We start from the raw sequence: 22,406 nt of genomic DNA, 5'->3' as shown, positions 1-22,406 counted from the left end.
CTAGAGGGCTTTCTTTTGTTCATTTGTTCATTTATTTTAACGCTCGTTGCAAGAACGCCTTTGTCCGCTCGAATTGGGCATTGGTAAACATTTGCTCAGGCGTCCCTGCCTCCACAAATTCACCATTGTCCATAAACATGATTCGGTTCGCCACTTCCCTCGCAAAGCCCATCTCATGTGTGACGACCATCATCGTCATGTGCTCATTCGCCAGCTGCTTGATGACCTGGAGCACCTCGCCCGTCAGCTCCGGGTCTAGAGCCGATGTAGGCTCATCAAATAATAAAATGTCCGGGTTCATCATCAGCGCCCGTGCAATGGCAACACGCTGCTTCTGACCGCCTGAGAGCTTGGCAGGATAGACATCTGCCTTGTCAGCCAGTCCCACCTTTTCCAGTAGCTCTGCGCTTCGCTGACGGATCGCTTCGACTGACTCGCCTTTTACCACTCGTGGGGCAATCTCCAGATTTTCTTTTACGCTTAGATGAGGGAACAGGTTGAAATGCTGAAACACCATGCCCATTTTTCCTGTAATCTGCTTGATCTTCTGGCTGTCGCTGTACACGCCGTCCTTGACCAAATAATCATCCTGAATACGGATACTCCCACCGTTCACCTGTTCCAAGTAAACAAGGCTTCGCAGCATCGTGCTTTTTCCCGAGCCAGATGGACCGATCACCGCTACGACATCGTTTTTGTTTACTTCGAACGATACATCCTTCAGGACCTCCAGATTGCCAAACGATTTTTTTAAATTGGATACTTGAATCATCGCCATTTCTCGCCAGTCCTTTATTCGAATTTGAACCTTTTTTCCAGCCACTTAAAAAACAGAGTTAATAAGAGGGTCATGAGCAAATAAATCACGCCAGCAATAAAAAAAGGAACGATGGTAAAATCTCGATTTACTGCCGTTTGCGCAAAATGCAGCAGCTCGGGAACGGCAACGGCGTAGAGCAACGCTGTATCCTTCACCAAGGTGATAGATTCATTTGCAACCGCAGGAAGTGCGACACGAAACATTTGAGGCAAAATAATTTTGGTAGTCGCCTGCCATTTGCTAAAGCCAAGTACTTGCGCTGCTTCATATTGGCCCTTGTCAATCGCAAGTAGCCCCCCTCTGAAAATCTCCGCAAAGTAAGCTGCATAGTTAAGGACAAAGCCGACACAGGCAGCAACGAAGCGGTCCATCACCAAATATTCGCCAACCACCGGTAAGAGTGGCAGTCCGAAGCAGATAAATAAGAGCTGCAAGAGGAGTGGTGTTCCACGCATGACATAAATATACGTATTCGCAAACCCGGCAAGTCCCTTGTTACCACTACCTGCCATCAGCGTAATGATAAAGCCTAACGGGATGGACACCAGAATGGCGATGAGGAACAACAATACCGTCATCTGCGCCCCTTCTAGCATAGGCTTTGTAATTGAAATGATATAATCTACACTCATATGCGTTTGCTCCTATTTCTTGGTTTTTGCCCCACCCAAACCCGATGACGCAGGCGAATTTTTGGTTGAATCGGTGCGATAAAAGCGTGGCTCCGCCATCGTGTTGGCGAAGCCACCTCTACTATCTATTTCAATACACGATCCTCGCCAAACCATTTTTCCGAAATTTTTGCCGCTGTTCCGTCCTGATTCATGGTATCCAGCGCTTTTTGCAAATCATTCAACAACGCTTCATTACCCTTTTTCACACCAATTCCATACTCTTCTGGCGCAAGCGACTCATCCAGGAACTTAAAGGTTCCTTTATCTTTGGACATATAGTAGTCAGCTACCACCTGGTCAATAACGACCGCGTCGATGCGTCCAATTTTCAAATCGCTCAGCGCAAGAACGTTGTCAGGGAACTCTGTAATCGTTTTGATTTGACCTTTGACCTCGTTAGCATCCAGTGCGTCAGCCGCAGAAGACAGCTTTTGCAACCCTACAACCTTGCCTGACAAATCAGCGAGCTTGCTCATGTCCGATTTAGCCAATGTTACGACGACCTGTGCATTTTTCAAATAAGGCTTTGTGAACAAAACCTTCCCTTTACGCTCATCTGTAATGGTGTATCCGTTCCAGATCAGATCAATACGACCGCTGTTTAGCTCGGATTCCTTGGAGCTCCAGTCGATCGGTTGGAAAACCATTTCTTTTCCCATTTTTTCGCCTGCTGCACGAGCATAGTCGATATCAAAGCCAACCAGCTCGTTTTTCTCATCACGGAAGCCCATAGGCGCGAACTTGTCGTCGATTCCTACGACGATTTTATTGGCTCCTGCGCCAGCTCCTGTATTCGAGCTAGAACAACCTACTACAAGCGAGAGCATTGCTCCCATGAGTAATGACATCAATGCGAATTTTTTCATCGTGATCCCCCTAGACCCTTTTTCTATCTTTTAGTCTGATAAAGTGGTAATACGTTAACAAGTTATCATGATAGCACATCATATGAAAAGAGTCGATAATCTGCTGAAAAATAGAGAGTTTATAATAAATTCCAGCTAGAAACCGGCTTTGTGGGGAGAGGAAAAAGGAGAAAAGGCTCCACGAAACCGCGTCCAAAGTAGTCGGTTTCAGGGAGGTATTTCAAAGGTGGACGCTTAAATGCGTGTTTCGTTTTTTCCATTCCGCCTTTGCAAAGGGTCCCAAAGACCTTCGCTTTTCTCCTTTTTCCTCTCGCGAGCCGTAGTTTTTCCAACTTCCTTTTTTGGTGATTGGATAACACTTTGAAAGCATATCCATTGAAGCTCTCTTTTAGAACGAAAAAACGTGGGAATTTTCTCCCACGTTTTCTACAACTTTGTATTAGCAGATGCATGTTTTTCGTTTTTGACCGATTTTTCCTCGTTCTTCGATCTTTTTGATATATTCCGTAGCCAATGGTACCTTGCAGGCGGTTTGTCCGACATCGACGTGGACTTTGCCGATGGCTTTTGCGACCTCGATGGCTTCGTCATGTAGAGCCGGGATGTATGCGCCAACGGAGATAACGAATTGATTCATCGTATAGCGCACGCGGTTTCGTTCTTCGTGGATGGTTTCGTTGACACGTTTTAGCAAGCGCCCTATTTCTGCCAGATCGAGCTTTTCATCGTCTGTGATGGAAATATAGTTGGAATACGTGTTCCAGCCACATGCGGCGATCATTTCTTCCTGTGCATCCAGCCATTCTCTCGCCAGCTCCATAGCATAATCGCTTTCAGCTGTTATGCTTGCGACTGTGTACTCCGCCAGCATGTACCAGTACGCTTTTTTGACCCAGTTGTTCAGGCGCTCTTTTGTCATGCTCTTCGGGTCTACGGTCAGTCCCGCCAAGTACATCGCATCCGAGTTGCCTGTCTCATATAATGCGAGCGCGAGACTTTGATCACGCTTTACTTCCTTCACCAGCTTTTTCATGTCTCCGATTTTGACACCGAAAAAAGGTTCTTTGGCTCCATGACGAAGAAAAGTCTTTTTCGTTTGCTCCGTGCCCATTGCTTCGAGCTTTTGCATGACTTCCTCTAGGGTCATCCCGTCACCTTCCTTAATTGGTTCTTTATTTCTTACAGCAAATAACGCAAAATCATGATCGAGATCATTCCTGCGACGACCGTACCAAGCAGACTTCTCGTTTTGATAGCCACCAGAACGGTAGGTATCGCTGCGAGCAGCTCTACATTTGTCCATAGAGAAGTCAGTTGCCCATCATGCACGAATAGCTCCTGCCCGACCAATGCTGCCATCACAGAGATGGGGACATAGTTCAGCCAGCGAATCCCCCACTCTGGCAGCTCCATCCGACTCAAAACCATGAGAGGCACGACCCGTGGCAAGAATGTAACCAAGGCTGACCCAACGATAATTAAAAAGACATCCCATCTTACTTCCATTTATCTATCACCATCCCAATCGTAGAAGCGACCACCGTAGCGATAATGACTCCCATATTTCCGGGATACACGATCGTTACCCCCACTGCGATTACAACTGCGCAAATCGCCACGATAACATCAAGTCTGATTTTTTTGCGACTGACAATCGCCAGTACCAAAAGCCCGATAAACATGGCAGGAAGAGCAAAATCCAGTCCGAGCTTTTCCGGATTTGAAATCCATTGTCCAAAATACGCTCCAGCGATATTAGCAAAAATCCAATTCAAATACGCTGTCAGATTTAAGCCGTGCATCCACTTTTCATTCAGCTGTTTTTTCTTTGCCGCTTCATTAATAGCGACCCCGAAGGTTTCATCCGTCAAAAGAGAGCCGACGAGCATATTTTTAAACGCCGTAAGATGCCGAAAATAAGGAGACAGCGCTGCACTGAGCAGAATATGCCGCAAATTTACAAAGAAAATGGTAATGACGATAGCAGTTGCCGAGCTTCCTGCCGCTATCATTCCCGCTGCGATAAACTGCGCCGAGCCCGCATACAAAAGCACACTCAGCAGCGTAATCTCCATAATACTCAGACCAGCTGTCTTCTCCAAAACTCCCGCTGCAAACCCGATACTCAAATAACCAAGTAAGGTTGGAATACAGTCCTTTACCCCCTGGATAAAGCTGCCTTCATCCCCCGGACTCGGAAATGATTTTACTCTAAGCTCCTCTTGACTCACCTTGCTCCCTCTTCTCCTAATAGTTAGTAAAATAACGACTATAAAAACAAGGAAGAAAATGCGGCTCACATCTACATGAACCGCTTTCCTGTCACAACATGATAAAGATCTGGCTTGTTTCTCCAGAGAGCTTCGACTTTTTCCGGACCAAGCACCTTGGTCACTTCTGCAAACATGATGTCATGGCGAATGTATTCGATGGCTACTAAGACCAGTGCCGGGTCCTGGGTTTTTACTGCCCACGCTACCCGATTCGGTCCAAAGTTAGCAATCAGTACCTCTTCCTTGTCTCTGGCCACGATCGTCAGGTGACCGCCCATTCGCTCTTCTGCTACCTCTGGCGCCATATAGTCGTGATGATAGGTTATCCCCACCTGTGTCTCTGCTTTTCCAAACAGGACGGAAAAGACGGGAATTCCCTCTTTTACACGTCGATCTATCCGTTCCTGGATAAACCCGACTTGCGGTTCCCAAATCGATAGCCAAAGCTCTTCCTTTGCCTGTTCAATCATCTCGGTGATTTCCATGAGGACATGCTCATCGGTGCTAATCCGCCTGATCACGTCTACTTCCTGCTCACTTTCCAGGGCGGAGAGCTTTTTTTCCAAATAATCAAAGGACTGTTCAAAGTTGTTTCGCAGCCTGCCTATCAAGTCCTTGGCTGGCAATGGTGCGTACGTAACCGGCTCGGAAGGCACAGTATGAACGGCCCCTTTATCGAGCAGCTTGCCGATGACCTCGTAAATCATGGAGCGTGGTACACCTGAGCGTTTGCTGATTTCATAGCCGGTGATCGGAGAGTTTTTCAGCAAGCTGATGTAGGCTTTGCACTCGTATTGCGAAAAGCCGAGCTTTTGCAGCTCTTTATAGATATCTTCCATATAGACCTCTTAGTGGTTAGTATTATACTCACTATAAAATGCGGTGAGTTTGTTGTCAATCGGACTGTAGTGGTGGGGAGAAAAAGGGAGAAAACGCTCCAGCTTCTTGGAACACTTTCTCGGGTCATCCCTGGCCGTCTCCGTTGCAAAAGCGAAACCCGCGTCCAAAAGTGGTCGGTTCAAGCCGCTTCTCAAAGTTGGACGCTAAAGACTTGTTTCTCTTTTTCCACTGCGCCTCGGTAGGTGTTCCAAAGAGCTTCGCGTCCTTCTCCCTTTTTCTCTGCGAGCTTTAGATTTTGGTCGTATTTTTGGAAGACTGTTTTGGTAAAGCTACGATGAAAGATATCTTTAATCGAGCTGCAGGGGTGGGGAGAAAAAGGGAGAAAACGCTCCAGCTTCTTGGAACACTCTCTCGGGTCATCCCTGGACGGCTCCGTTGCAAAAGCGAAACCCGCGTCCAAAAGTGGTCGGTTCAAGAGGCTTCTCAAAGTTGGACGCTAAAGACGTGTTTCTCTTTTTCCACTGCGCCTCGGTAGGTGTTCCAAAGAGCTTCGCGTCCTTCTCCCTTTTTCTCTGCGAGCTTTCTATTGATACATGCTTTTTCTTTGTGGACTTCTCGACGAAGCGTATGTAGATACGCAGAGAAGCATGTTTCCAGGCGGAGCGACTCGCGAAGTCCTACTCAGCGGAGAGCCGATTCGCGGGCATCAGGAGCGTAACCCTGAGTAATCTACGAAGCGGCTACCACTTTTACGCTCCCCCGCGAATCGGCTCGGAGCGGACAGTCACCCCTTCCTCGCAGGACGTAGACCGGAGCGAAGAATGGAAACATGCTTCTCTCCCCCACAGCCACGTTAGAGATAAAATCACTTCAGAGAAGTCACCCAATACATCCCAACGAAAAAAAATCCCTGATTGCTCAAGGATTTTTCGGTCTGTTCATTATTTAGCTATCTTACGTTTTGAATTTCACCGTCAATGATCGTCATCTCTGCTTTCGTTTCCAGCAGCTCATCCGGATTTTCGAGTGTAAAGAGGTTTTTCGAATATACCGTCATATCCGCCAGCTTGCCTCGCGTGAGTGTACCCTTGATTTGCTCTTCGTTGGTAGCGTAAGCCCCGCCGATCGTAAAGGCTTGCAGCGCTTCTGTCATTGACAGCTTTTCGTTTTCATACCAGCCGTTATGGGTTTCAGAAGGCGCGCGTCGTGTCAGTGCTGCATGGATGCCGAGCAGCGGATCAAGAGGCTCGACTGGAGCATCCGAACCACCCGCACACAAGACGCCTGCCGATAGCAGTTTTTTCCACGCATATAAATACTCGCCCCGCTGCTCTCCTACCCGATCCTTGACCCATGGGAAGTCCCCTACAACAAATCTAGGCTGGATATCAGCTATTCGGCTCGGATCAGCCAATCGCTTCACTAAGTCTTCGCGAAGCAACGAAACATGGATTAAGCGATCACGATGTTCCACTTTTGGCATTTGATCGAGGATGTCCAATACATCCGCCAACGCTTTATCACCAATTGTGTGTACGGCAATCGGCATCTTATGCTCTCTCGCCTCTTTTATCATTGCAAATAGCGTTTCCGGCTCATGCATCGCATCGCCAAAATGCCCTGGTGCATCATGATAGGCCTCGGACAGCAAAGCGGTTCTTCTACCAAAAGCTCCGTCTGCGAAAATTTTGATTGCTCCGATTTGCAGTCTTTCATTCCCATAGCCTGCGTACATGCCCTTTTCTTGGAGGCGTTTGAGATATGGATAATCAATCAACAGATTGCAGCGCAGTCTATACTCCTCTTCATTCAGTAATTCATGATACATCTGGTACGTTTGATCCAGCCCGCCCAAATAAACGGGATCATTCGTATGCACACCGGTCAGCCCTAAGCTAACAGAATATTTCATCGCTTGCCCCAGTGCAAATTTCAGTTCCTCGTACGTTTTTTCTGGAATGTGTCTCGTGATCAGCTGAGATGCCGATTCCAATAAGAGTCCAGTCGGCTTTTGCGTATGCGGATCAAGAACGACAGTTCCTCCTGTCGGTACCTGGATAGCAGGATGATACTGGCATACCTCCAGCGCCTTGCTATTCACGAGAAATGCGTGATGGCAAACCCTTTTTAAATAGATAGCACAATGAGGAGCTACCTGATCTAGCTCTTCAATCGTGGGAATTGTCCCTGATTCAAACAAATTTTCGTCCCAGCCCATCCCGATCAGCCACTTCCCAGGAGGAGTAGCATCCGCTCTCTCTTTTATTTTCTCAAGCATCTCATTTTTGGATTTGACACCTGTTAAATTCAAATCTAAAAAGTGAAAGGCTACTCCCGACAAATGCAAATGACTATCAATCAGACCAGGAGAAGCCATCTTGCCTTGCAAATCAACAACCGGCGTACCAGCGCGGCCCCATTGCAGGATCATCTCGTCATGCGTACCGAGATCGGCGATTTTGCCATTTTCTACTACCACTGTTTCTACTAGCGGATTTTCCGCATCGAGCGTGTGAATCACGCCATTCGTATAAATGGTTCTTGTCATCGTTTTCGCCCTTCTCTCTTTTTGATTCATACGGAAGCAAACCATACTCCCCCAAATCATAGAACCTGGACAATGAGCAGTCAACCTTTGTCTGAATTGCTATATTATTGATTTGATTACAACACATTCGCTCCGATTTGTTCTACCACCCTATTATTTTGCCTGTAAATATCCCTTCGCTACGAAATCGTAGGCCCTTTCTGATTTAGTGAAAAGACACTAGCCTGAGAAACTAGTTTTCCAAGCTCGCTTTTATTGATAAAAAGTTCTTTTGACCCTCTCGAAGGTATGAAGAATTAGTAAAACCTACCTACCAAAACTTGACAAAGTCCTTTATTTTGGATACGATTTTTCATATTTCGACATCCATTTACAATTTTCAACTACGAAATGAAAAGGGCAAATCCATCGAAAGGTGGGGACGCAAAACCACGGGTCTAAAGTCTTTGACCATGATAGCCGGGTTGCCATACATCGTAATGCCTATTTTTAGATGTTGGTAGCTAGCTTGGAGTGGTTGTTCCATTTTCTGGAATAACCTTTTTTATTTCCCGATCATACATTCGTCGGAAAGGAGAATGCCATGCGTTTTGCAGCAACTTCCGATTTCCTGCTTCTTTTGCTATAACGTTTTAGAAAAAGAGAGAAAAGCAGTAAATAAAAAGTCAACCGTGTCTGCTTTTTATACCGAGCAAATATGAGAACGACTACTATGATGGAGTGGAAACGAAATGTACAAACAAGTAGATTCAGCAGAGTCTTTAGCATTATTCCATCAAATCAAGAAAACCGTTTGGGATTCAATGGGATTTGAGATGGAATATGCGAAAGATGGTTCAGATCTATTTTTACTAATTGCGGATGACGGTGAAGCAGGTGGAACGTATGAGTTCACACCTCATTCAAAGTCAACTCCGTTTATTCGTACGTTGTTTGAAGACGTTGTGACCAAAGATATGAAAGTGATGGAGCTCGATAGTCTCGCTGTTCTTCCAAAATATCGCGGACTAGGGCGAAAGGGTATTTCCCTGATGCTAGATTATGCTGAAAAGCATGGCTATACACATGCAGTTGGTATTGCTGATCCAAGCTTTTTTCAATTGATTAACAATAAATATCATGTCAGGGCGACCCAGGTAAAAGAGAAGATCTATTATAAAGGGGCAGACACCATCCCTACGCTATTTCATCTTAAAGAAGCTTACGACAATAAAGATCATCCTGACTATTCATGGTACACACCAATGTTTTCACAAATAAAAGTTGAGGTAGTGGGCTAATATGGATCTATTGAGAAGAAGAAATAATTGGGTTGTTACCGTTTTTGCCAGCATTATTACAGTGGTGCAAATCATTAATATATTTATTGGCGGCGCTCCGATTTCCTTTGTGCTGTCTGTTCTCGGAATCTTGTACGGTGTATTGGCGCCATTTACTTACATCTCCAACCTGCCGAGTCTCAGAGACAAAATGGCTACATTTATGAAGTATTTCAACTTTGCTGTCATCGGCACCTTCATATTCGTAGTGTTGCAGCTTGATCCTCATATGGTTAATGTTCTGCTAGGAATGTTCTTCGTCGCTGTCATGGGGATTTACCAGGATAAAATCATTAACATCTTAACTATTTTGTCTACACTCGGAATCGTCACCTACTATTTCTTTACACAGGGCGATGCGATCTTCCACTCGTCGTCGCCAATCGATTTGCTCTATTATCTTCTGACGTTCTGCTACGTATCGTTGACGAGTATGCTGCATGCTCTCTTCAATAACAAGCTGCAAAAAGAAAGCGAGCTGCAGAAGCAGGAAGCGATTGAGTCCAAAGAGTCGTTGCAGCGTGTACTTGACCAGATCAATCAATCTCTGAACTCTGTACAGGAATATCAGGAGAATTTAAACAAGGTTACAGATGGTGTAACAGTTCGGGCTGTTGAAACAGTGTCTTCCCTCAAGGAGATCATGGAATCGTTTGGAGTTCAAACCTCCAACACGAATGAACTGCGTAACGAAATGAATTCAACCAATGGGCGCGTCGAGGATATGACTCGTTCCGTTACAGAAATGCATGAATTTGTGGAATCTACAAAAGAGGCTACACACGAAAGCGGAAAACGGATCGGCAATATCGGCAATGATTTCGAGCGTTTTATCACCGATATTCAAGGAACAAATCGCCTGATTCAAGAGCTGTATGAAGAAACCGCATCAATTGAAAAAATCATTCAAACAATCTCGGATATTTCGGCACAAACCAACCTGTTGGCACTCAATGCAACCATCGAGGCCTCTCGGGCAGGCGAACATGGACGCGGATTTGCTGTCGTTGCGGATGAGGTTCGCAAGCTTGCGGAATCTTCCAAAGTGTCCTCTGAATCGATCTCTACTCTTCTGATGACGATTCGTGAAAAAATGAAGCGTGTATCGGACATGATCTCTGAATCGCAAGTTTCGTTTGAGAAAAACAGTGAAGGCATCCATGAGGTTCAGGAGATGTTCACCAATGTCGACAACTACATGAGAGACTTCTCCGATAAGACAAAATACTTGCAGGAATTCATCGTGAATGTACACAGCATGATTCAGGAAGTCAGCGCCAAGGTTGAGCTGAATGCAGACATTACCGACAAGAATAAGGATAGCCTCGAAGATGTCCTCGTCCTTGTTTCGGAGCAAAAAGATGAGGTTGTGAAAGTATCCAGCGGATTTGAAAAGATTGAGCATCAACTGAGAACGCTGCATTAAGTGAAATGAAACATACAAACCGCCTCTCTCGCAGGGGCGGTTTTTGTTCTATCAATACGGCCGTTTTATTCATATGTACCTTGAATAGTAAATAGACTAATGCTAGAATCGCTGTGATTGTGAATGAATTTACAATTATGTCAATGAATAGAGGACGTGCAAAGCTTTGAAAAGAAAAGGAAAAATAGCTGCATTGATATTCGTGCTTTGGTTTTTGGTACATATCGTTCTCATCACGTTTGACGGGATGGCAGATGAGCTTGCTAATGTAGATGTCGCTGTTGTGCTGGGAAATAAAGTGGAGCTAAATGGGGAACCGTCAGCCCGGCTAAAAAGCAGACTCGATAAAGCAGTCCAATTAAGCAAAGACGGATATTTTCAACACATTATCGTCAGTGGTGGCGTAGGTGTTGAAGGCTTTGACGAGGCGAAGGTCATGAAAAAATATTTGATCGAGCATGGAATCTCCGAGGAAAACATCATTGTAGACAGCAACGGGATCAATACTAGAATGACGGCAAAAAATACGAAGGAAATCATGAAGCAAATGGGTTTTGAATCGGCAATGATCATTACGCAGGTTTACCATATCAGTAGAACCAAGCTCGCTTTTTCAAAAGAAGGAATCAGCAGCGTCTCTTCTGCACATGCGGAATTTTTTGATCTGCGGGACATTTATTCATTAGTGAGAGAGTTTTTTGCTTATTATCGCTACTTATGGTAACTGCCTATCTCCAGGGTCAGCAGTGCAGCCTGATCCCCTTTTCCCACGAAAAAGAACAATCCCTTAGGATTTCTCCTAAGGGATTGTTTGTCATTGGGAGCGAGTATTGCTTATGTCAGCGAATCGATATCGACGACGATAATGGTCGTTCCTGGGGTTCTGTTTCCTTGTGCGTCTTCTAGCTGTACCAGGGCTTCTACGTCTACATCAACAGCGTCATCAAAGTTGCTAAAACTAGAAGGTGCACCATTGGCTGCCTTGACGAAGGAGATATTTGGCAACTCTAAATCCAGAGAGAAAAAGCTATCTTCTCCTGTCAATATATCAATTAACAGTTCGTTTAAATCGTAAATGACTCTTTCATCTCCAACTGTCACCACTACCTTGTCTCCTGGCTGAACACCTGTGAGATTCCACGCATTTCCCGTCCGTACAAAAATAAGGTCTTCCTCGCTGCTCTCCGCAATGACGATCTGAGAAGCTGTAATGTCATGCAAATGGCTTCCGCTATTCTCGTCTTATCCCTTTCGGCTTATAACGAGCCTACACCGTACAAGCGACTTTCATCGCATACGGCGTTCCGTCAGCGAAGTGGAAGGTTTCTTACAATGGGCAGATTGATCATAGCATTCGCCAATAAACAATGAATAAACAAGCGAGGTGGAGGCAAAAAAAGAGGAGCTACATTCGCAGCTCCCCTGATACTTCGTTAGTTATGGAGGACATCTCCCGAGAGATTACCAGCCTCATCCTTCACTTTTAGTTGCGTGGAAGGATGCTCAATTAGCAGTTCAACCGCTCCTTGATAAGTTTCGTCATCCATTCCACCTGGATTTAGGAAAATGATGAAAACCTTGTTGCCATCTACATTCAATCGCAGTTCGTAAAAGGTTCCATCTGGTCTTTGAAATTTATAAACGTCATAGCGACCGTTCTCCTCGACTTCCTTTGAAAAAATGGCGGTTTCGTCAGGAAGCTTTCCTTCTTCTTTCCACCTGTAGGTTCCCCGTCCAGTAGATAAATCTTCAATTTGAATATCATTTTCGACTAAGTCCGGACTCACATATTGCAGCTGGAATCCTTTAATTGGTTCATCAAATTCAGCAGTAATACGTACTGCTCCTTGTCCGTATATGCTCACCCCCACATCCCCAACTAATTCTGGTGCTTTTACATCTCCGCTATTCTCGCCTAACGTTTCCGTTTTCGGACGAGCCTACACCGTACGGGCGATTTTCATCGCATACGGCGTTCTATCAACGAATAAGAAGGTTATTACAATGGGCAGATTTAGCATACGGTTCTCTTTCTATGTTTGTATACTAACTAAAGTTAACTGTTTTTCATCCACAGTTCTTATGATTTGACATTTGTTATCTGGTCCATGTAGATCCATAGACTTTCCTCATCGTTCACTACTTTGATCCGCCTTCCATTCTGGTCGATCCATCTCACTACACCCCATATGGTGCAAATGTTCCCGCGTTCTTCTTTTGCAGGCTCCCACCAGGAAACGGTGATCGCGTAATCTTCTCGAGCCGAATCACGAATCATATAATGAAATGAGTCCAATTCGTCCTGATCCAGGCTCGGCATAGGAACCAATTTATCGTCTTGCTTCATCTGTAAGTACAATTCCCGTTGCTCCGGCAAGACAAATCGCATCGAAAATGGGTTTTCTATTCTGCTAGTCATATGCTGTACCCCTTCCTCCCATGCTTTTAAAACGGAAATTATCGTTCCCTAAAACAGGAACGTTTGTTCTTATTATATGCGAACGATTTACGAACATGCAAATAAAAAAAGATCGATAGTTTTAATCAACCTTTGCTTTGGGAGCAGGATGCTCCATTCGTTCTCAATGAAGTCAACCGAGCTGATTTCGATGATAAATTCATTTCCATATCCAAGCTAATCGACTATGACTATATTGGTATGTTGGGTCACTCCTTTGAGGGCGCCGTTTAAGCTGTTCCCCTCAACGATTGAACGAAAAAACCCTCAGGATTTCTCCTGAGGGTCATCGTGACAGTTAGTCTACATAAATTGGATAAACAGCGTCAATCGTGTAGCTTCCGTTCACATATACGAGCAGTAAATCGCCTTGCACTAATGTGTCTGACTCGGATTTTTCGAAGTATCCCGCGCTTGTAATTTTGTAGGTGTGTACCGAGCCTTCCAATGATTCCAAAGCGTCACGTAATTGACTTACTAGCGTTGCATTTTCCGTTGTCACCTTGAATAATGTGTTGTCCACATTTGTGACTACGGATTCAGATCCGGCCTTCACCTTAATCGCATAGGCTGGTAACGCTTCTTCTACCTTGTAAGTCGTACCATTCGTTAACCCCGTGATTTCTGTACCCGTCATTCTTGTTCTTGCCGAAGCCTCAGAAGTCAAGGTACCGTTTGCTTTCGTATACAGAATGGTTGCCGTTCCTTCAGGATCCTCTGTAACCTTGTAGACCTTTCCAGATGTCAGTCCTGTAATCTTTGTATTATCTGCAATTCCTAGGGAATCAGCATCTAAAATGACTACGCTATTCTCGTCTTATACCTCTCGGCTTATAACGAGCCTACACCGTACAGGCGACTTTCATCGCATACGGCGTTCCATCAGCGAAGCGGAAGGAGTCCTTTCATTACGATTTTTTACAATGGGCAATTCGATCTTATCATTCGACGATAAACACCGAATAAACAAGAGGAGATTGGCACAAGAAGAGCAGCAAGCCCGTAAGCTCGCTGCTCATTGCTTTTCTACACCTGTACTTCCTTCTTGCCAAAAAACGTCCGCAGCGCCTTGTAAACCTCGCCTTTTTCTCGAATCACGCAATGCATGAACTTAGGTTCCTTGATATGCCGGTATGCGGACATCAGGGTTGAATGCCTATTATACTGATTGACCTCTTTATGATATATACGAATTACTTAGTTTGTCCGTCTTTTGATCTTATTATACCCCTCCTCAAAAGAAAATAGCCCATCGCTTTTGAGATGGGCTTTTTACGTTGGCGGGAACAACTTTTCATACGTTGCCCCGGGATCGAGTTGTTTCGCTGTCTTCAATATTTTGTCTAAAGTTGTCCTACGTGCTCCGTACCCCTTCTGCCCAGCCAATGCATCAATAGTATTTCGATGCACTCCGCTTTCTTCTGCAAATTCTACTGACGTTTTATTCATATCATCCAACCACTCGCCAAACGGTGTTCGGTACTTTCCTAAACCATGTTTCCATCTCATTTCTCCATCACCTCATTACCATGATGGACAAACTATTCGAAATTTATCCTTTCGCATCACAGAGAGTTGTGCATATTGGACAATCCGTTGCGCATCACATAGTAACACAACAGCACGCAGCCTTACACAACGCTGCGCTGCATAACACCATCTTGGAGGTGCTGCAATGGCGACTGAAAGAAAGCCTGTATGCTTTAACGTCAACGATCCACTCGAAAGGGAAATGTGGGAGATATCCAAGACCTTGAACTTTAGCGCCTGGGCAAAAGGGCATCTTAAACCGATGGCCTTGTCCCGGATAGCTGAACGACAGGTAAAGAACGAGCAAAAACGAATCGGGATTCCCGTACCTGTGCGAAGGGTGGTGCCTACAAATGCCCCGGAAGCGTAGGTACTTTCGAGAAGAACGGAAACGCCCCCTGTATCATGAAGAAGAAGAATGGGAAGATGACGACGATGAACCGGAGGACTTAGAAAGAACAGTTTCCAAAGTTTCTTGGGGGCTGCTGGCCGTGCTAAGTTTCGGTGTTTTGCTTTCTATTTCTCATTCTTTATACCATCCAGCAGCTCCACTATCATCTAATGACGGATATCGGGTGGTATCGGTAAGCCGCGGACGGCTGCATGTGGAAGAGGTAGGGACAGGACGACTGGTCAGCTTCGACGATCAGAAACTTGTCAAAGCAGCTCTGGACGGATCGATCAAACGCGGGGACGTCATCCATCGCTAGTGGTGCTATGCTGCGTTACATATCCTCTGCTACATAGGAAAGGGCTTCTTAGTGTGCAGAGTGTTGAATGATGTTTTTGAACCGAGGTTATATTTCGATAATTTGAAATTGAAACGTGAAGGGGAGAAAGTATGGATATAGGGGAAACACATGAAGAGCTGCCGCGGGTGACATCGACCCATTCGAGGACGATGTACGGGAACCTGATCAAAGTAGCTGACAATCTGGATTTCCGGAATCCGATTTTCAACGGAAGAGCGAAGCGAAATAGGTCGCTTGGAAGCGCGCAGGCGTTCATTGTGGAGCTGGCTCTTGCAGATCAATCGTTTAGAGAGAATTTGAAACGATACATGTTGGCCGGGGGAAAGCAGTTTGTTTACACCTCAGACTACATGGACAGATACTTATAATGAAGGAACCCGCCTCAATTTTATGTAAGGCGGGTCCTTTGCTTCTGTAATCCCTCAATATAGAATATGCTGGCTTGCTTAGACCCGATCAATCCGCATTATCCTATTGAAGTAAATCCACCAAAAGCCATCGTCATTGACCAGCTTGATTTGCTTTCGGTTCATATCAATCCGCTGTATCCAGCCCCACGCTGACTCTTCTTTGCCAAGTTCGACATTATCCACTTTTCTTTCTGCTTCGAACCAAACGACACGAACTGCAAAATCATCGATTCGTGACTCTTCAATCAACCTGGACATTTCCATCAGCTCTTGATCGTCAAGCATGGGCTGTTTGATCAGTAGCTTTTCATATGCAAGCTCATTTAGCGCCTGCGCGTGTTCGGGAAGTATGAAACGCATTCCAAGTGGGTCCTCTATCCTGCCTGCCATCTTATCACCTCGCATAATACAGGAACATTTGTTTGTATTATATGCGAACAACTTGCAAAGATGCAATACAACCAATTAATGAAATGCCTAAAACCCTTAGTTTCCCAGATATTGTATTGTAGCTATAATAACACCAATGACTGTTGCACCCAAAGTTAACCCTGTAAGCCAAACAACAATTTTGTTAAACTTATTTGCTTCTGCACTACTTTTTTGGTTCTCTTCTATAAGCTGAGCTTGAAGCTTGACCATATTTTCAAAACCTTCTATTAAGTGGTTTGTTAGATTCTCATTATTCTGATCTTGCTGCTCAATAAGTTTTTCAAGATATCGACTTGTCATTGCTTCTGGAGAAATGTAATCTCCAATTTTGGGCATAACTGATTCATACTCTTGTTTATCTTCTTTCGCTTGAAAACGATCAAGGTCGTTAATTACACCCCGAACTCCCCTCATTTGTGGAGATATCACATTACTCTTCATACGCTCAATATTCTCAATTGAACGGAGGAGTGGTTGGATATGAGAGTTCGTCCAGGTAAAATCAGGAATTAGTTTTTTAAACTTTTCAGATGTTTCTCTTCGCTGCGATTCTACAGCCTTTTTAAAGCGCTCGAAAAAATCTAATTCACCAGTAACTTTTTCATAGTGATTTTTTAAATAAGTGTCCTTTTCTATAAATTGCTCACCCAAAGAGATAATCTTCTCATTTTCTAATGAGAGCATTTCTTCAATTGTTATAGAACTATCGTCACGAATCATTGAAACAAGCATCATACAAAATGCTTCACGCGAGTTATTAATTTCATTCAAAGCATCTTCATATTCACTAAGTGCATTAAGAGAAATGAATCCTCCTAATTTGACTACTTTTCCTGATGGGAGTTCTAAGTGAATCACATCTTTTTCATAATTTTCAATAAGGATTTTATGTATTTTCTCACTTGAATTGCTTTCGAGTTTATCCATGAAGTTTTCCTCCTGCAAAAATTTAAAGTTAGCTTAATGGATATATACAATAAAAATTGAAAAAGCCCTCCCCGGATTTCTCCGAAGGAGGGCATCACCATTTACATGTATTTTTTCAACCATTCTACTACCGCTGGATGCATCAGGTTAACTGCCTCGCACCCAGGAACACTTTCCCGCACACTGCCACGCTGGATACCCACAGAAGCCAAATTTACTATGACTCCAACTACCTCGCCATATTCATTAACTGCAGCTCCACCACTGTTTCCGTGTTGCGCAGGAATAGAGCTGTCAAATTCCCAGGGTTCCTTTGCTGTGCTTATTTGGCACAACTGTCCGCTACGTGATATCCATTCTGTGTACTCTGCTTCTACGGTCAAAAGCTTTTGTCCTGTGACAAGGGGTTCTGTATTCACTAGCAGATACGGTAGGCTTGCCGGGGCGTTCTCAATCCGGTACAGTGCTAGATCCACAGAATCCTTACCGACCCCCGGATGCTCGGAAATCATATCAGCGGTATACCAATGACGCGAATTTGTCTTAAACCGGATGGACACCCGACCTTTAGATACGTGCTTGGCTGTTAGCAGAAGCCCGCCTTTCAACAGTATCCCTGTGCCGCCACCGCCTACATCCACATGGACACTAGCGGCCTGGGTTAGCTTTTCAATTTCAGTCCATGACTTCGGCTGCTTGACTGGCTTCTCTGGTTCCGGCTTTGGCTTCGGTTGCTCCGGTTTTGGTGTCTCTGGTACTGGACCAGCTGTCGCCAGTCTCTTCGCCATGTTTTGGATGAGCAATGCCGCGTAATCGCCGCGTACTGTCCCGCCTTCAAATGCGTTTTCTAGCCAATATGCTGGTGACTGAATGACCTGTTCGCTTTGAAGCACCTTCAACGCCTCTTTTGTCTTCTCGTCTGCTTGTTTATTCACAGGTTTATCAACAGGTTTGGGATTATTTTGTGCTTTGGCAAAGTAATCATCCAGGTACTTTACCGGTTCGAAGCAATTTTTTTCGCGATCAGCGATCCAGCCATATTGGGGCGACGAGCTTTTTCGAATTTCATAATGTAGATGGCTTCCAGTGCTCTGCCCAGTGTTACCTTGGCGCCCGATCAATTGTCCCTGTTTTACTTTATCACCCACTTTCACAGCAACACTGTCCAGGTGGGCATAGCAGTGCAAATGGCCCGTTTCTGGATCGCGAATTGCCACTACAATCCCGTAACCGCCGAAACCACTCCCTGCAACACCTTCCTTTGCATGCATGACTTCTCCAGCTACGAAAGCGTTGATAGGTGCTTGATGAGTTTTGACCAAATCGATGCCGGTATGAAATTCACGATTACCATTGATCGGGCCTGAACGCCAGCCGAACGGAGAGGTCACCCTGTACTCGTTCATTGGAGGAATCACTCTTGATCACTCTCCCGCCCCTGGAATGTATTTTTCATGCCGCTGTGAATACCAATTGCCCCAAGCGCTTCGATGAAAGCCAGCTTGCCAGCCTCCAAGAAATCTCCGTGAAACAAAAAGGCGTTGGCCAAATTAAAAGCGACCGCCAAGAAGACGATCGCCAGTGGAATGAAACTATTCGGGTACCAATCCTGTCCTTTCAGCCATCCCCCGATAGCCATTACAGCTGCAATTACTAATCCGATTTCAATCATTACTCATCTTCCTTTCTTCCGTCCAAACGGTTCAATCTATGGTGTGCTTGTTTTGCAGATTCCTCTACCCGAGTAACACGCTCAGATAGCGCATCGAATTTTTGCCCCTGCGCACGCTGCTCGAGTCTGATATCATCTACCCCACGTTTTAGATAGTCCACGTCTGCGCGCTGCATTGCGTCAGTCCCGGCTTGCTGGGCTGCATCCTGTCGAATCGTTCTCGCCCGACCTAGCCAACCTAGTGCAATACCGGTTAGTGCCGATACTACAGAAATGAGTGCCAATAATTCAGCGTTCATATACTCTGCTCACCTTCCTCACCCCCTCGGGGCAACAAAAATAGCCTCGCTAGGAACGAAGCTGGCTCATGGTCATGATGAATGTATTTGTCTGCTATTGTGCAAGCTCAGGAAAACCTAGCACCTCAAGTTGGTTTTTCACTTCATTCCGAAGTTTTTGCTGATTAGGTACCTGACTAAATGTTTTGTTCCCTTCCATGATCAAGGTAACGTAAATCGTAGCAATCGCCATGATAGTCTCACCTCCTTTCATGGACAACAATAGCCATATTAAAATCGCCTCTGCAGCTCGTTTAATTCTCTGCATTGGCGTCTAATAGCTTTTGAACTTCAGCGCGGTTTTTTTCTGGCACCTGATCGATGGTTTTCAAACCATCTTTGATCAGGTCGGCATAAATCGGTGACATAGGATGCATCAGGGCGTTCCTCCTTCATCTGGCAGTAACGGCAGAAGCATTTCATAAAGGTCTGTCATTGCGAGCATCACATTTTTATTTTTTTCTTCAAGCACGAGATTTTGCTCGTACATATCAGTGACGGCAAGCATTAGATTCGTTTTGTCCTGCGTGAGCTGCGCAACCTTTTGTTCAAGCGTGGCCTTTTCTTGTTCCAACGCTGCTCTTGCTTCTTGGGCCTCTCTACAAGACCTCTGGTTTGAAGTCTGTATGTTCAATCGAATGCACCCCCTACTCCTTTGAAGTAGACAGGAAAAATTGCTGAACCTTTCTCTATACGGAATCTGAAATTTATACCCCACTTATCTGCTGACTTGGTAGTGTTGTTGAACATATGAATTCGGCCTGTTTTTACAACATGCGTTGCATCTTCCCAAGTTGGGGAAGCATCGTATCCATTGTTGCAAGCTTCAACGAGTAAGTTAACCCCCGGCGGAAGGTCCCACATTGGCGTGAGCAATAGTCTTTTAGCAGCAACATCGGTCGTGAAAAACTCTCTTGTCTCTGGCCGCAATAATGCATAATCCATACCATTGAAAGTAATCTTGTCGACAAAACGGGTTAGCGTGTACGTCCGCTTAGAAGTCATTCCTTGGTCGTCCGTGGCTTCGATGGTCAAGTTATGCAGCACTCCGGGTTCAACACGCAACCACATATGATGTGGGATTGTGATAGTCTCCTGTCGTCCAGAAACTCCCGCATATGTGCGGATCACTTCTCCATCGATCTTTTCGGTTACAGTAAACGGATTATTCTCCTGGTCTGTCACTTCGTATTTGACTGAAGGCGGTGCTTCCATTATTCCAAGATCGCGGTTACTGTCGCTAATTACTGGCGGACGGTTCCAAACCACTTTGAACTTGCGTGTGACTTCTGTACTCTTGCCCTGCTTGTTATCTTCAGCCCAGACGGTGAGGATGTGGTCAACGTTTTCAGCTAGGTCAGCTCCTGTAATGTCTGTAGTGCCCAGGTAGACGCGCTTGTTCTTGTAGGTCAGCTGCTTGGAAAACAAAATAGGCGTGCTACCATCTGATATGCCAGATGCAGCCGCCTGTGGTGGTCCATTATTGATTTTGTAGTAGACTGTTACGACATTCCCAACGTCCTCGTCTACAGCGTTACCAGCTACATCATACGTTGCGTTCTCCGTCAGAGTCTGGTTGTCAGGTGTGGTAAGTGTGACAACGGGCTTTTTGTTGACGATCAATGAGCCGTAATATTTGACTGCGCCCGTAGCCTGATAGATCGTAGGCGGTATCGTGAAATCGGTCTGGAACGTTGGGTCAAATTGAGATGCTGGTACGGTTCCTACTCCGATTGTAAACGGTCCTTGGAACGACGCGAATTCGTTGGTAGACTCGATCCGCTTGATTACTCCGCCGTCTTCGTAGGTAATGAACAGCTTGCCGCTCTTGTCACTGGTGATACAAGCATTTTGGCCTTTAACCAACTTTTTCGGTGTGGGGAGCCAAAGTGCGCCGACTGACGCGTTGGAGTAGCGAATCCACGGGTTTGCGGAATCTGTCGCGTCTGTTCCGTGCCACGCCGTATGCAGTTTGGTGTTAGGTGTGGCGCAGACAGTTGGCGACGATTGGACGAACGACTCGCCTCCTTGATATACAACACCTACAGGCCATTCTGAACCATTTAAAGCTAAGGAGTAAATATTGTTATACATGGATGTGCCATTGTACTGGAATACGATTACAGGGAGGCCGTCACGAAAAACCAGAACAGGATTAGTGCAATTATATTGTTTTATATCATAAGTTGTAGCCTGACTAACCGCACTCGGAGTCCCCAACGTACCATCCGCATTAATCGGAATAGAACCAGCACGGATGTTGAAACTGTTCGGATAGGTGGCGTTTTTTGTGCTGGCTGCCCACCGGAGTGTGGTGCCGTCAGGAGTAATTTTGAGATCAATTGCACCGAGAGCTGTTTGTCCAGATTCAACGGAAACTCCGCCAGTTATTGAAGCGCCCACAGTCGTAACATCGAACCTATATGCGAGAATTTGAGTCGAACTCATACTAGCCAAGATGTATACTGACATCCCTTTACTAGTAAGTGAAAACTCACCCGGAACAGTATTCAGGGCTGATAGTTGCATCCAAATCTTTCCATTGTCAGTTGATTTATAGATGGCTATTCGATTTACAGAAGTATCTTTAACAGCCCCAACCAACCACCCGTTGCTCAATCGGACAGGCGGCGCCATACGAGAAACGAGGTACCCAGCCGATACCACGTTGACAGGAATAATAATCTTCCCGTCCTCTTGTACAACGGTGAAGTTCCGAGTCACCTTGGCTGAGTCGTCTATACCGTCATTTGCCCAGATTTGAATAGACGATGCCTCTGCTGGCAACAAGCCTGAAACATCCGTTGCACCATCCCAGAAACGACCTTGTGAATACTTCAACGTTTTGTTGAATGACTTCGCTGTTGAGCCGTCAGACGTACCGAGCGCTATAGTTTGCGTTGGTCCACCTCCGATGGAGTATTTCACAGACAGGGCGTTACCAACGTCAACATCAGAGACAGTGCCCTCCAGCTTGTACGTGCTGCCTTCTGTTAATGTCTGATTATCGGCAGGTGACGTGAGTGTGAGCGTTGGCGGGTTGTTGGTGATAGGCTCAAGTGCAAAAACGTTTGTCACACCATTACAGTTAAATCCGATATTGGTTTGCATGTCCGTGTTG

At 45.4% G+C, this 22,406-nt stretch carries 29 protein-coding genes, 1 pseudogene and 1 riboswitch; of the genes and pseudogenes, 7 read left to right on the top strand and 23 right to left on the bottom strand.

What is annotated here, in order from left to right; translation table 11 throughout:
* Positions 1-31 precede the first annotated feature (31 nt).
* The 7 genes from C3B52_RS28015 to C3B52_RS27980 form a co-directional block, all read right to left on the bottom strand.
* A complete protein-coding gene (locus C3B52_RS28015) occupies positions 32-778 on the bottom strand; it encodes an amino acid ABC transporter ATP-binding protein (protein WP_103109664.1) in 747 nt (248 codons plus the stop codon).
* 14 nt (positions 779-792) lie between these two features.
* Positions 793-1,452, bottom strand: a complete 660-nt coding sequence (locus C3B52_RS28010) for an amino acid ABC transporter permease (protein WP_103109663.1) — start codon at positions 1,450-1,452, stop codon at positions 793-795.
* A gap of 125 nt (positions 1,453-1,577) precedes the next feature.
* On the bottom strand, positions 1,578-2,360 hold the full coding sequence (locus C3B52_RS28005; protein WP_103109662.1) for an amino acid ABC transporter substrate-binding protein: 783 nt from the start codon (positions 2,358-2,360) through the stop codon (positions 1,578-1,580).
* 439 nt (positions 2,361-2,799) lie between these two features.
* Positions 2,800-3,507 carry a DNA alkylation repair protein gene (locus tag C3B52_RS27995; protein WP_103109660.1) on the bottom strand — a complete coding sequence of 236 codons (708 nt, stop codon included), beginning with the start codon at positions 3,505-3,507 and terminating at the stop codon, positions 2,800-2,802.
* Positions 3,508-3,539: 32 nt separating this feature from the next.
* A complete protein-coding gene (locus C3B52_RS27990; RefSeq protein ID WP_103109659.1) occupies positions 3,540-3,866 on the bottom strand; it encodes an AzlD domain-containing protein in 327 nt (108 codons plus the stop codon).
* The gene (locus C3B52_RS27985) at positions 3,857-4,591 is read right to left on the bottom strand and encodes an AzlC family ABC transporter permease (protein ID WP_103109658.1); all 735 of its coding nucleotides are present in this window, start codon (positions 4,589-4,591) and stop codon (positions 3,857-3,859) included. Before C3B52_RS27985 ends, C3B52_RS27990 begins: the two co-directional genes overlap by 10 nt.
* Before the next feature lie 71 nt (positions 4,592-4,662).
* Positions 4,663-5,472, bottom strand: a complete 810-nt coding sequence (locus tag C3B52_RS27980; protein ID WP_103109657.1) for a TrmB family transcriptional regulator — start codon at positions 5,470-5,472, stop codon at positions 4,663-4,665.
* A 594-nt stretch (positions 5,473-6,066) separates the two neighbouring features.
* Between C3B52_RS27980 and C3B52_RS37905 the strand changes: the two genes are divergently transcribed.
* Entirely contained in the window at positions 6,067-6,201 is a 135-nt protein-coding gene (locus tag C3B52_RS37905) for a hypothetical protein (RefSeq protein WP_268811911.1), read from the top strand.
* Between the two features lie 221 nt (positions 6,202-6,422).
* On the opposite strand, the gene C3B52_RS27970 is transcribed toward C3B52_RS37905, so the two are convergent.
* The gene (locus C3B52_RS27970) at positions 6,423-8,021 is read right to left on the bottom strand and encodes an amidohydrolase (RefSeq protein WP_103109655.1); all 1,599 of its coding nucleotides are present in this window, start codon (positions 8,019-8,021) and stop codon (positions 6,423-6,425) included.
* Between the two features lie 388 nt (positions 8,022-8,409).
* Positions 8,410-8,493: riboswitch (cyclic di-GMP riboswitch) on the top strand.
* Between the two features lie 259 nt (positions 8,494-8,752).
* On the opposite strand from C3B52_RS27970, the gene C3B52_RS27965 reads away from it, so the two are divergent.
* The 3 genes from C3B52_RS27965 to C3B52_RS27955 all read left to right on the top strand — a co-directional run bounded on the left by C3B52_RS27965 (position 8,753) and on the right by C3B52_RS27955 (position 11,490).
* A complete protein-coding gene (locus C3B52_RS27965; protein WP_103109654.1) occupies positions 8,753-9,301 on the top strand; it encodes a GNAT family N-acetyltransferase in 549 nt (182 codons plus the stop codon).
* Between the two features lies 1 nt (position 9,302).
* Positions 9,303-10,766: a methyl-accepting chemotaxis protein gene (locus C3B52_RS27960; protein WP_103109653.1), complete on the top strand. Its 1,464-nt coding sequence runs from the start codon at positions 9,303-9,305 to the stop codon at positions 10,764-10,766.
* A 202-nt stretch (positions 10,767-10,968) separates the two neighbouring features.
* Entirely contained in the window at positions 10,969-11,490 is a 522-nt protein-coding gene (locus C3B52_RS27955; RefSeq protein ID WP_235615886.1) for a YdcF family protein, read from the top strand.
* A gap of 110 nt (positions 11,491-11,600) precedes the next feature.
* Here the strand turns inward: C3B52_RS27955 and C3B52_RS27950 are convergent, their stop codons facing one another.
* The 6 genes and pseudogenes from C3B52_RS27950 to C3B52_RS27925 all read right to left on the bottom strand — a co-directional run bounded on the left by C3B52_RS27950 (position 11,601) and on the right by C3B52_RS27925 (position 14,733).
* Entirely contained in the window at positions 11,601-11,987 is a 387-nt protein-coding gene (locus tag C3B52_RS27950; RefSeq protein ID WP_103109652.1) for a hypothetical protein, read from the bottom strand.
* A 212-nt stretch (positions 11,988-12,199) separates the two neighbouring features.
* Positions 12,200-12,631 carry a hypothetical protein gene (locus C3B52_RS27945; protein ID WP_103109651.1) on the bottom strand — a complete coding sequence of 144 codons (432 nt, stop codon included), beginning with the start codon at positions 12,629-12,631 and terminating at the stop codon, positions 12,200-12,202.
* A 215-nt stretch (positions 12,632-12,846) separates the two neighbouring features.
* Positions 12,847-13,185 carry a YolD-like family protein gene (locus C3B52_RS27940; RefSeq protein ID WP_103109650.1) on the bottom strand — a complete coding sequence of 113 codons (339 nt, stop codon included), beginning with the start codon at positions 13,183-13,185 and terminating at the stop codon, positions 12,847-12,849.
* 337 nt (positions 13,186-13,522) lie between these two features.
* Complete coding sequence (locus C3B52_RS27935) at positions 13,523-13,891, bottom strand: hypothetical protein (protein WP_164684977.1); 369 nt, start codon at positions 13,889-13,891, stop codon at positions 13,523-13,525.
* Between the two features lie 359 nt (positions 13,892-14,250).
* Positions 14,251-14,400: pseudogene (locus C3B52_RS37560) on the bottom strand (sporulation protein YhbH); the annotation flags it as partial.
* Between the two features lie 96 nt (positions 14,401-14,496).
* Entirely contained in the window at positions 14,497-14,733 is a 237-nt protein-coding gene (locus tag C3B52_RS27925; RefSeq protein WP_103109648.1) for a helix-turn-helix domain-containing protein, read from the bottom strand.
* A 166-nt stretch (positions 14,734-14,899) separates the two neighbouring features.
* Between C3B52_RS27925 and C3B52_RS27920 the strand changes: the two genes are divergently transcribed.
* The 3 genes from C3B52_RS27920 to C3B52_RS27910 all read left to right on the top strand — a co-directional run bounded on the left by C3B52_RS27920 (position 14,900) and on the right by C3B52_RS27910 (position 15,874).
* Positions 14,900-15,124 (top strand): hypothetical protein, encoded by a 225-nt coding sequence (locus C3B52_RS27920; protein ID WP_103109647.1) that lies wholly within the window; start codon positions 14,900-14,902, stop codon positions 15,122-15,124.
* Positions 15,108-15,464: a hypothetical protein gene (locus tag C3B52_RS27915; protein WP_103109646.1), complete on the top strand. Its 357-nt coding sequence runs from the start codon at positions 15,108-15,110 to the stop codon at positions 15,462-15,464. The genes C3B52_RS27920 and C3B52_RS27915 overlap by 17 nt, the downstream gene beginning before the upstream one ends.
* 131 nt (positions 15,465-15,595) lie before the next feature.
* Positions 15,596-15,874 carry a hypothetical protein gene (locus tag C3B52_RS27910; protein ID WP_103109645.1) on the top strand — a complete coding sequence of 93 codons (279 nt, stop codon included), beginning with the start codon at positions 15,596-15,598 and terminating at the stop codon, positions 15,872-15,874.
* Between the two features lie 78 nt (positions 15,875-15,952).
* Here the strand turns inward: C3B52_RS27910 and C3B52_RS27905 are convergent, their stop codons facing one another.
* The 9 genes from C3B52_RS27905 to C3B52_RS36870 form a co-directional block, all read right to left on the bottom strand.
* Positions 15,953-16,306, bottom strand: coding sequence for a YolD-like family protein (locus tag C3B52_RS27905; RefSeq protein WP_164684976.1), 354 nt, complete (start codon positions 16,304-16,306; stop codon positions 15,953-15,955).
* A 96-nt stretch (positions 16,307-16,402) separates the two neighbouring features.
* The gene (locus C3B52_RS27900; RefSeq protein ID WP_103109643.1) at positions 16,403-17,275 is read right to left on the bottom strand and encodes a hypothetical protein; all 873 of its coding nucleotides are present in this window, start codon (positions 17,273-17,275) and stop codon (positions 16,403-16,405) included.
* A gap of 101 nt (positions 17,276-17,376) precedes the next feature.
* Positions 17,377-18,681 carry a peptidoglycan DD-metalloendopeptidase family protein gene (locus tag C3B52_RS37555; protein ID WP_235615885.1) on the bottom strand — a complete coding sequence of 435 codons (1,305 nt, stop codon included), beginning with the start codon at positions 18,679-18,681 and terminating at the stop codon, positions 17,377-17,379.
* Between the two features lie 8 nt (positions 18,682-18,689).
* The gene (locus C3B52_RS27885; protein ID WP_103109642.1) at positions 18,690-18,947 is read right to left on the bottom strand and encodes a hypothetical protein; all 258 of its coding nucleotides are present in this window, start codon (positions 18,945-18,947) and stop codon (positions 18,690-18,692) included.
* Positions 18,947-19,246 (bottom strand): hypothetical protein, encoded by a 300-nt coding sequence (locus C3B52_RS27880; RefSeq protein ID WP_103109641.1) that lies wholly within the window; start codon positions 19,244-19,246, stop codon positions 18,947-18,949. Before C3B52_RS27880 ends, C3B52_RS27885 begins: the two co-directional genes overlap by 1 nt.
* Positions 19,247-19,340: 94 nt before the next feature.
* Positions 19,341-19,478 carry a hypothetical protein gene (locus tag C3B52_RS37550; protein WP_235615884.1) on the bottom strand — a complete coding sequence of 46 codons (138 nt, stop codon included), beginning with the start codon at positions 19,476-19,478 and terminating at the stop codon, positions 19,341-19,343.
* A 61-nt stretch (positions 19,479-19,539) separates the two neighbouring features.
* The gene (locus C3B52_RS36270) at positions 19,540-19,662 is read right to left on the bottom strand and encodes a CD1375 family protein (RefSeq protein WP_201264954.1); all 123 of its coding nucleotides are present in this window, start codon (positions 19,660-19,662) and stop codon (positions 19,540-19,542) included.
* Complete coding sequence (locus C3B52_RS27875; RefSeq protein WP_235615883.1) at positions 19,662-19,859, bottom strand: hypothetical protein; 198 nt, start codon at positions 19,857-19,859, stop codon at positions 19,662-19,664. Before C3B52_RS27875 ends, C3B52_RS36270 begins: the two co-directional genes overlap by 1 nt.
* A gap of 56 nt (positions 19,860-19,915) precedes the next feature.
* Positions 19,916-22,406: Ig-like domain-containing protein (locus C3B52_RS36870; RefSeq protein WP_235615882.1), on the bottom strand; the 2,491-nt coding region annotated here is incomplete at its 5' end.

Source organism: Brevibacillus reuszeri (assembly GCF_002897295.1).
In the GTDB taxonomy this organism is placed as follows: Bacteria; Bacillota; Bacilli; order Brevibacillales; family Brevibacillaceae; genus Brevibacillus; species Brevibacillus reuszeri_A.
The sequence above is the reverse complement of the archived record's forward strand: the minus strand, read 5'-3'. Positions and strand labels throughout refer to the sequence as shown.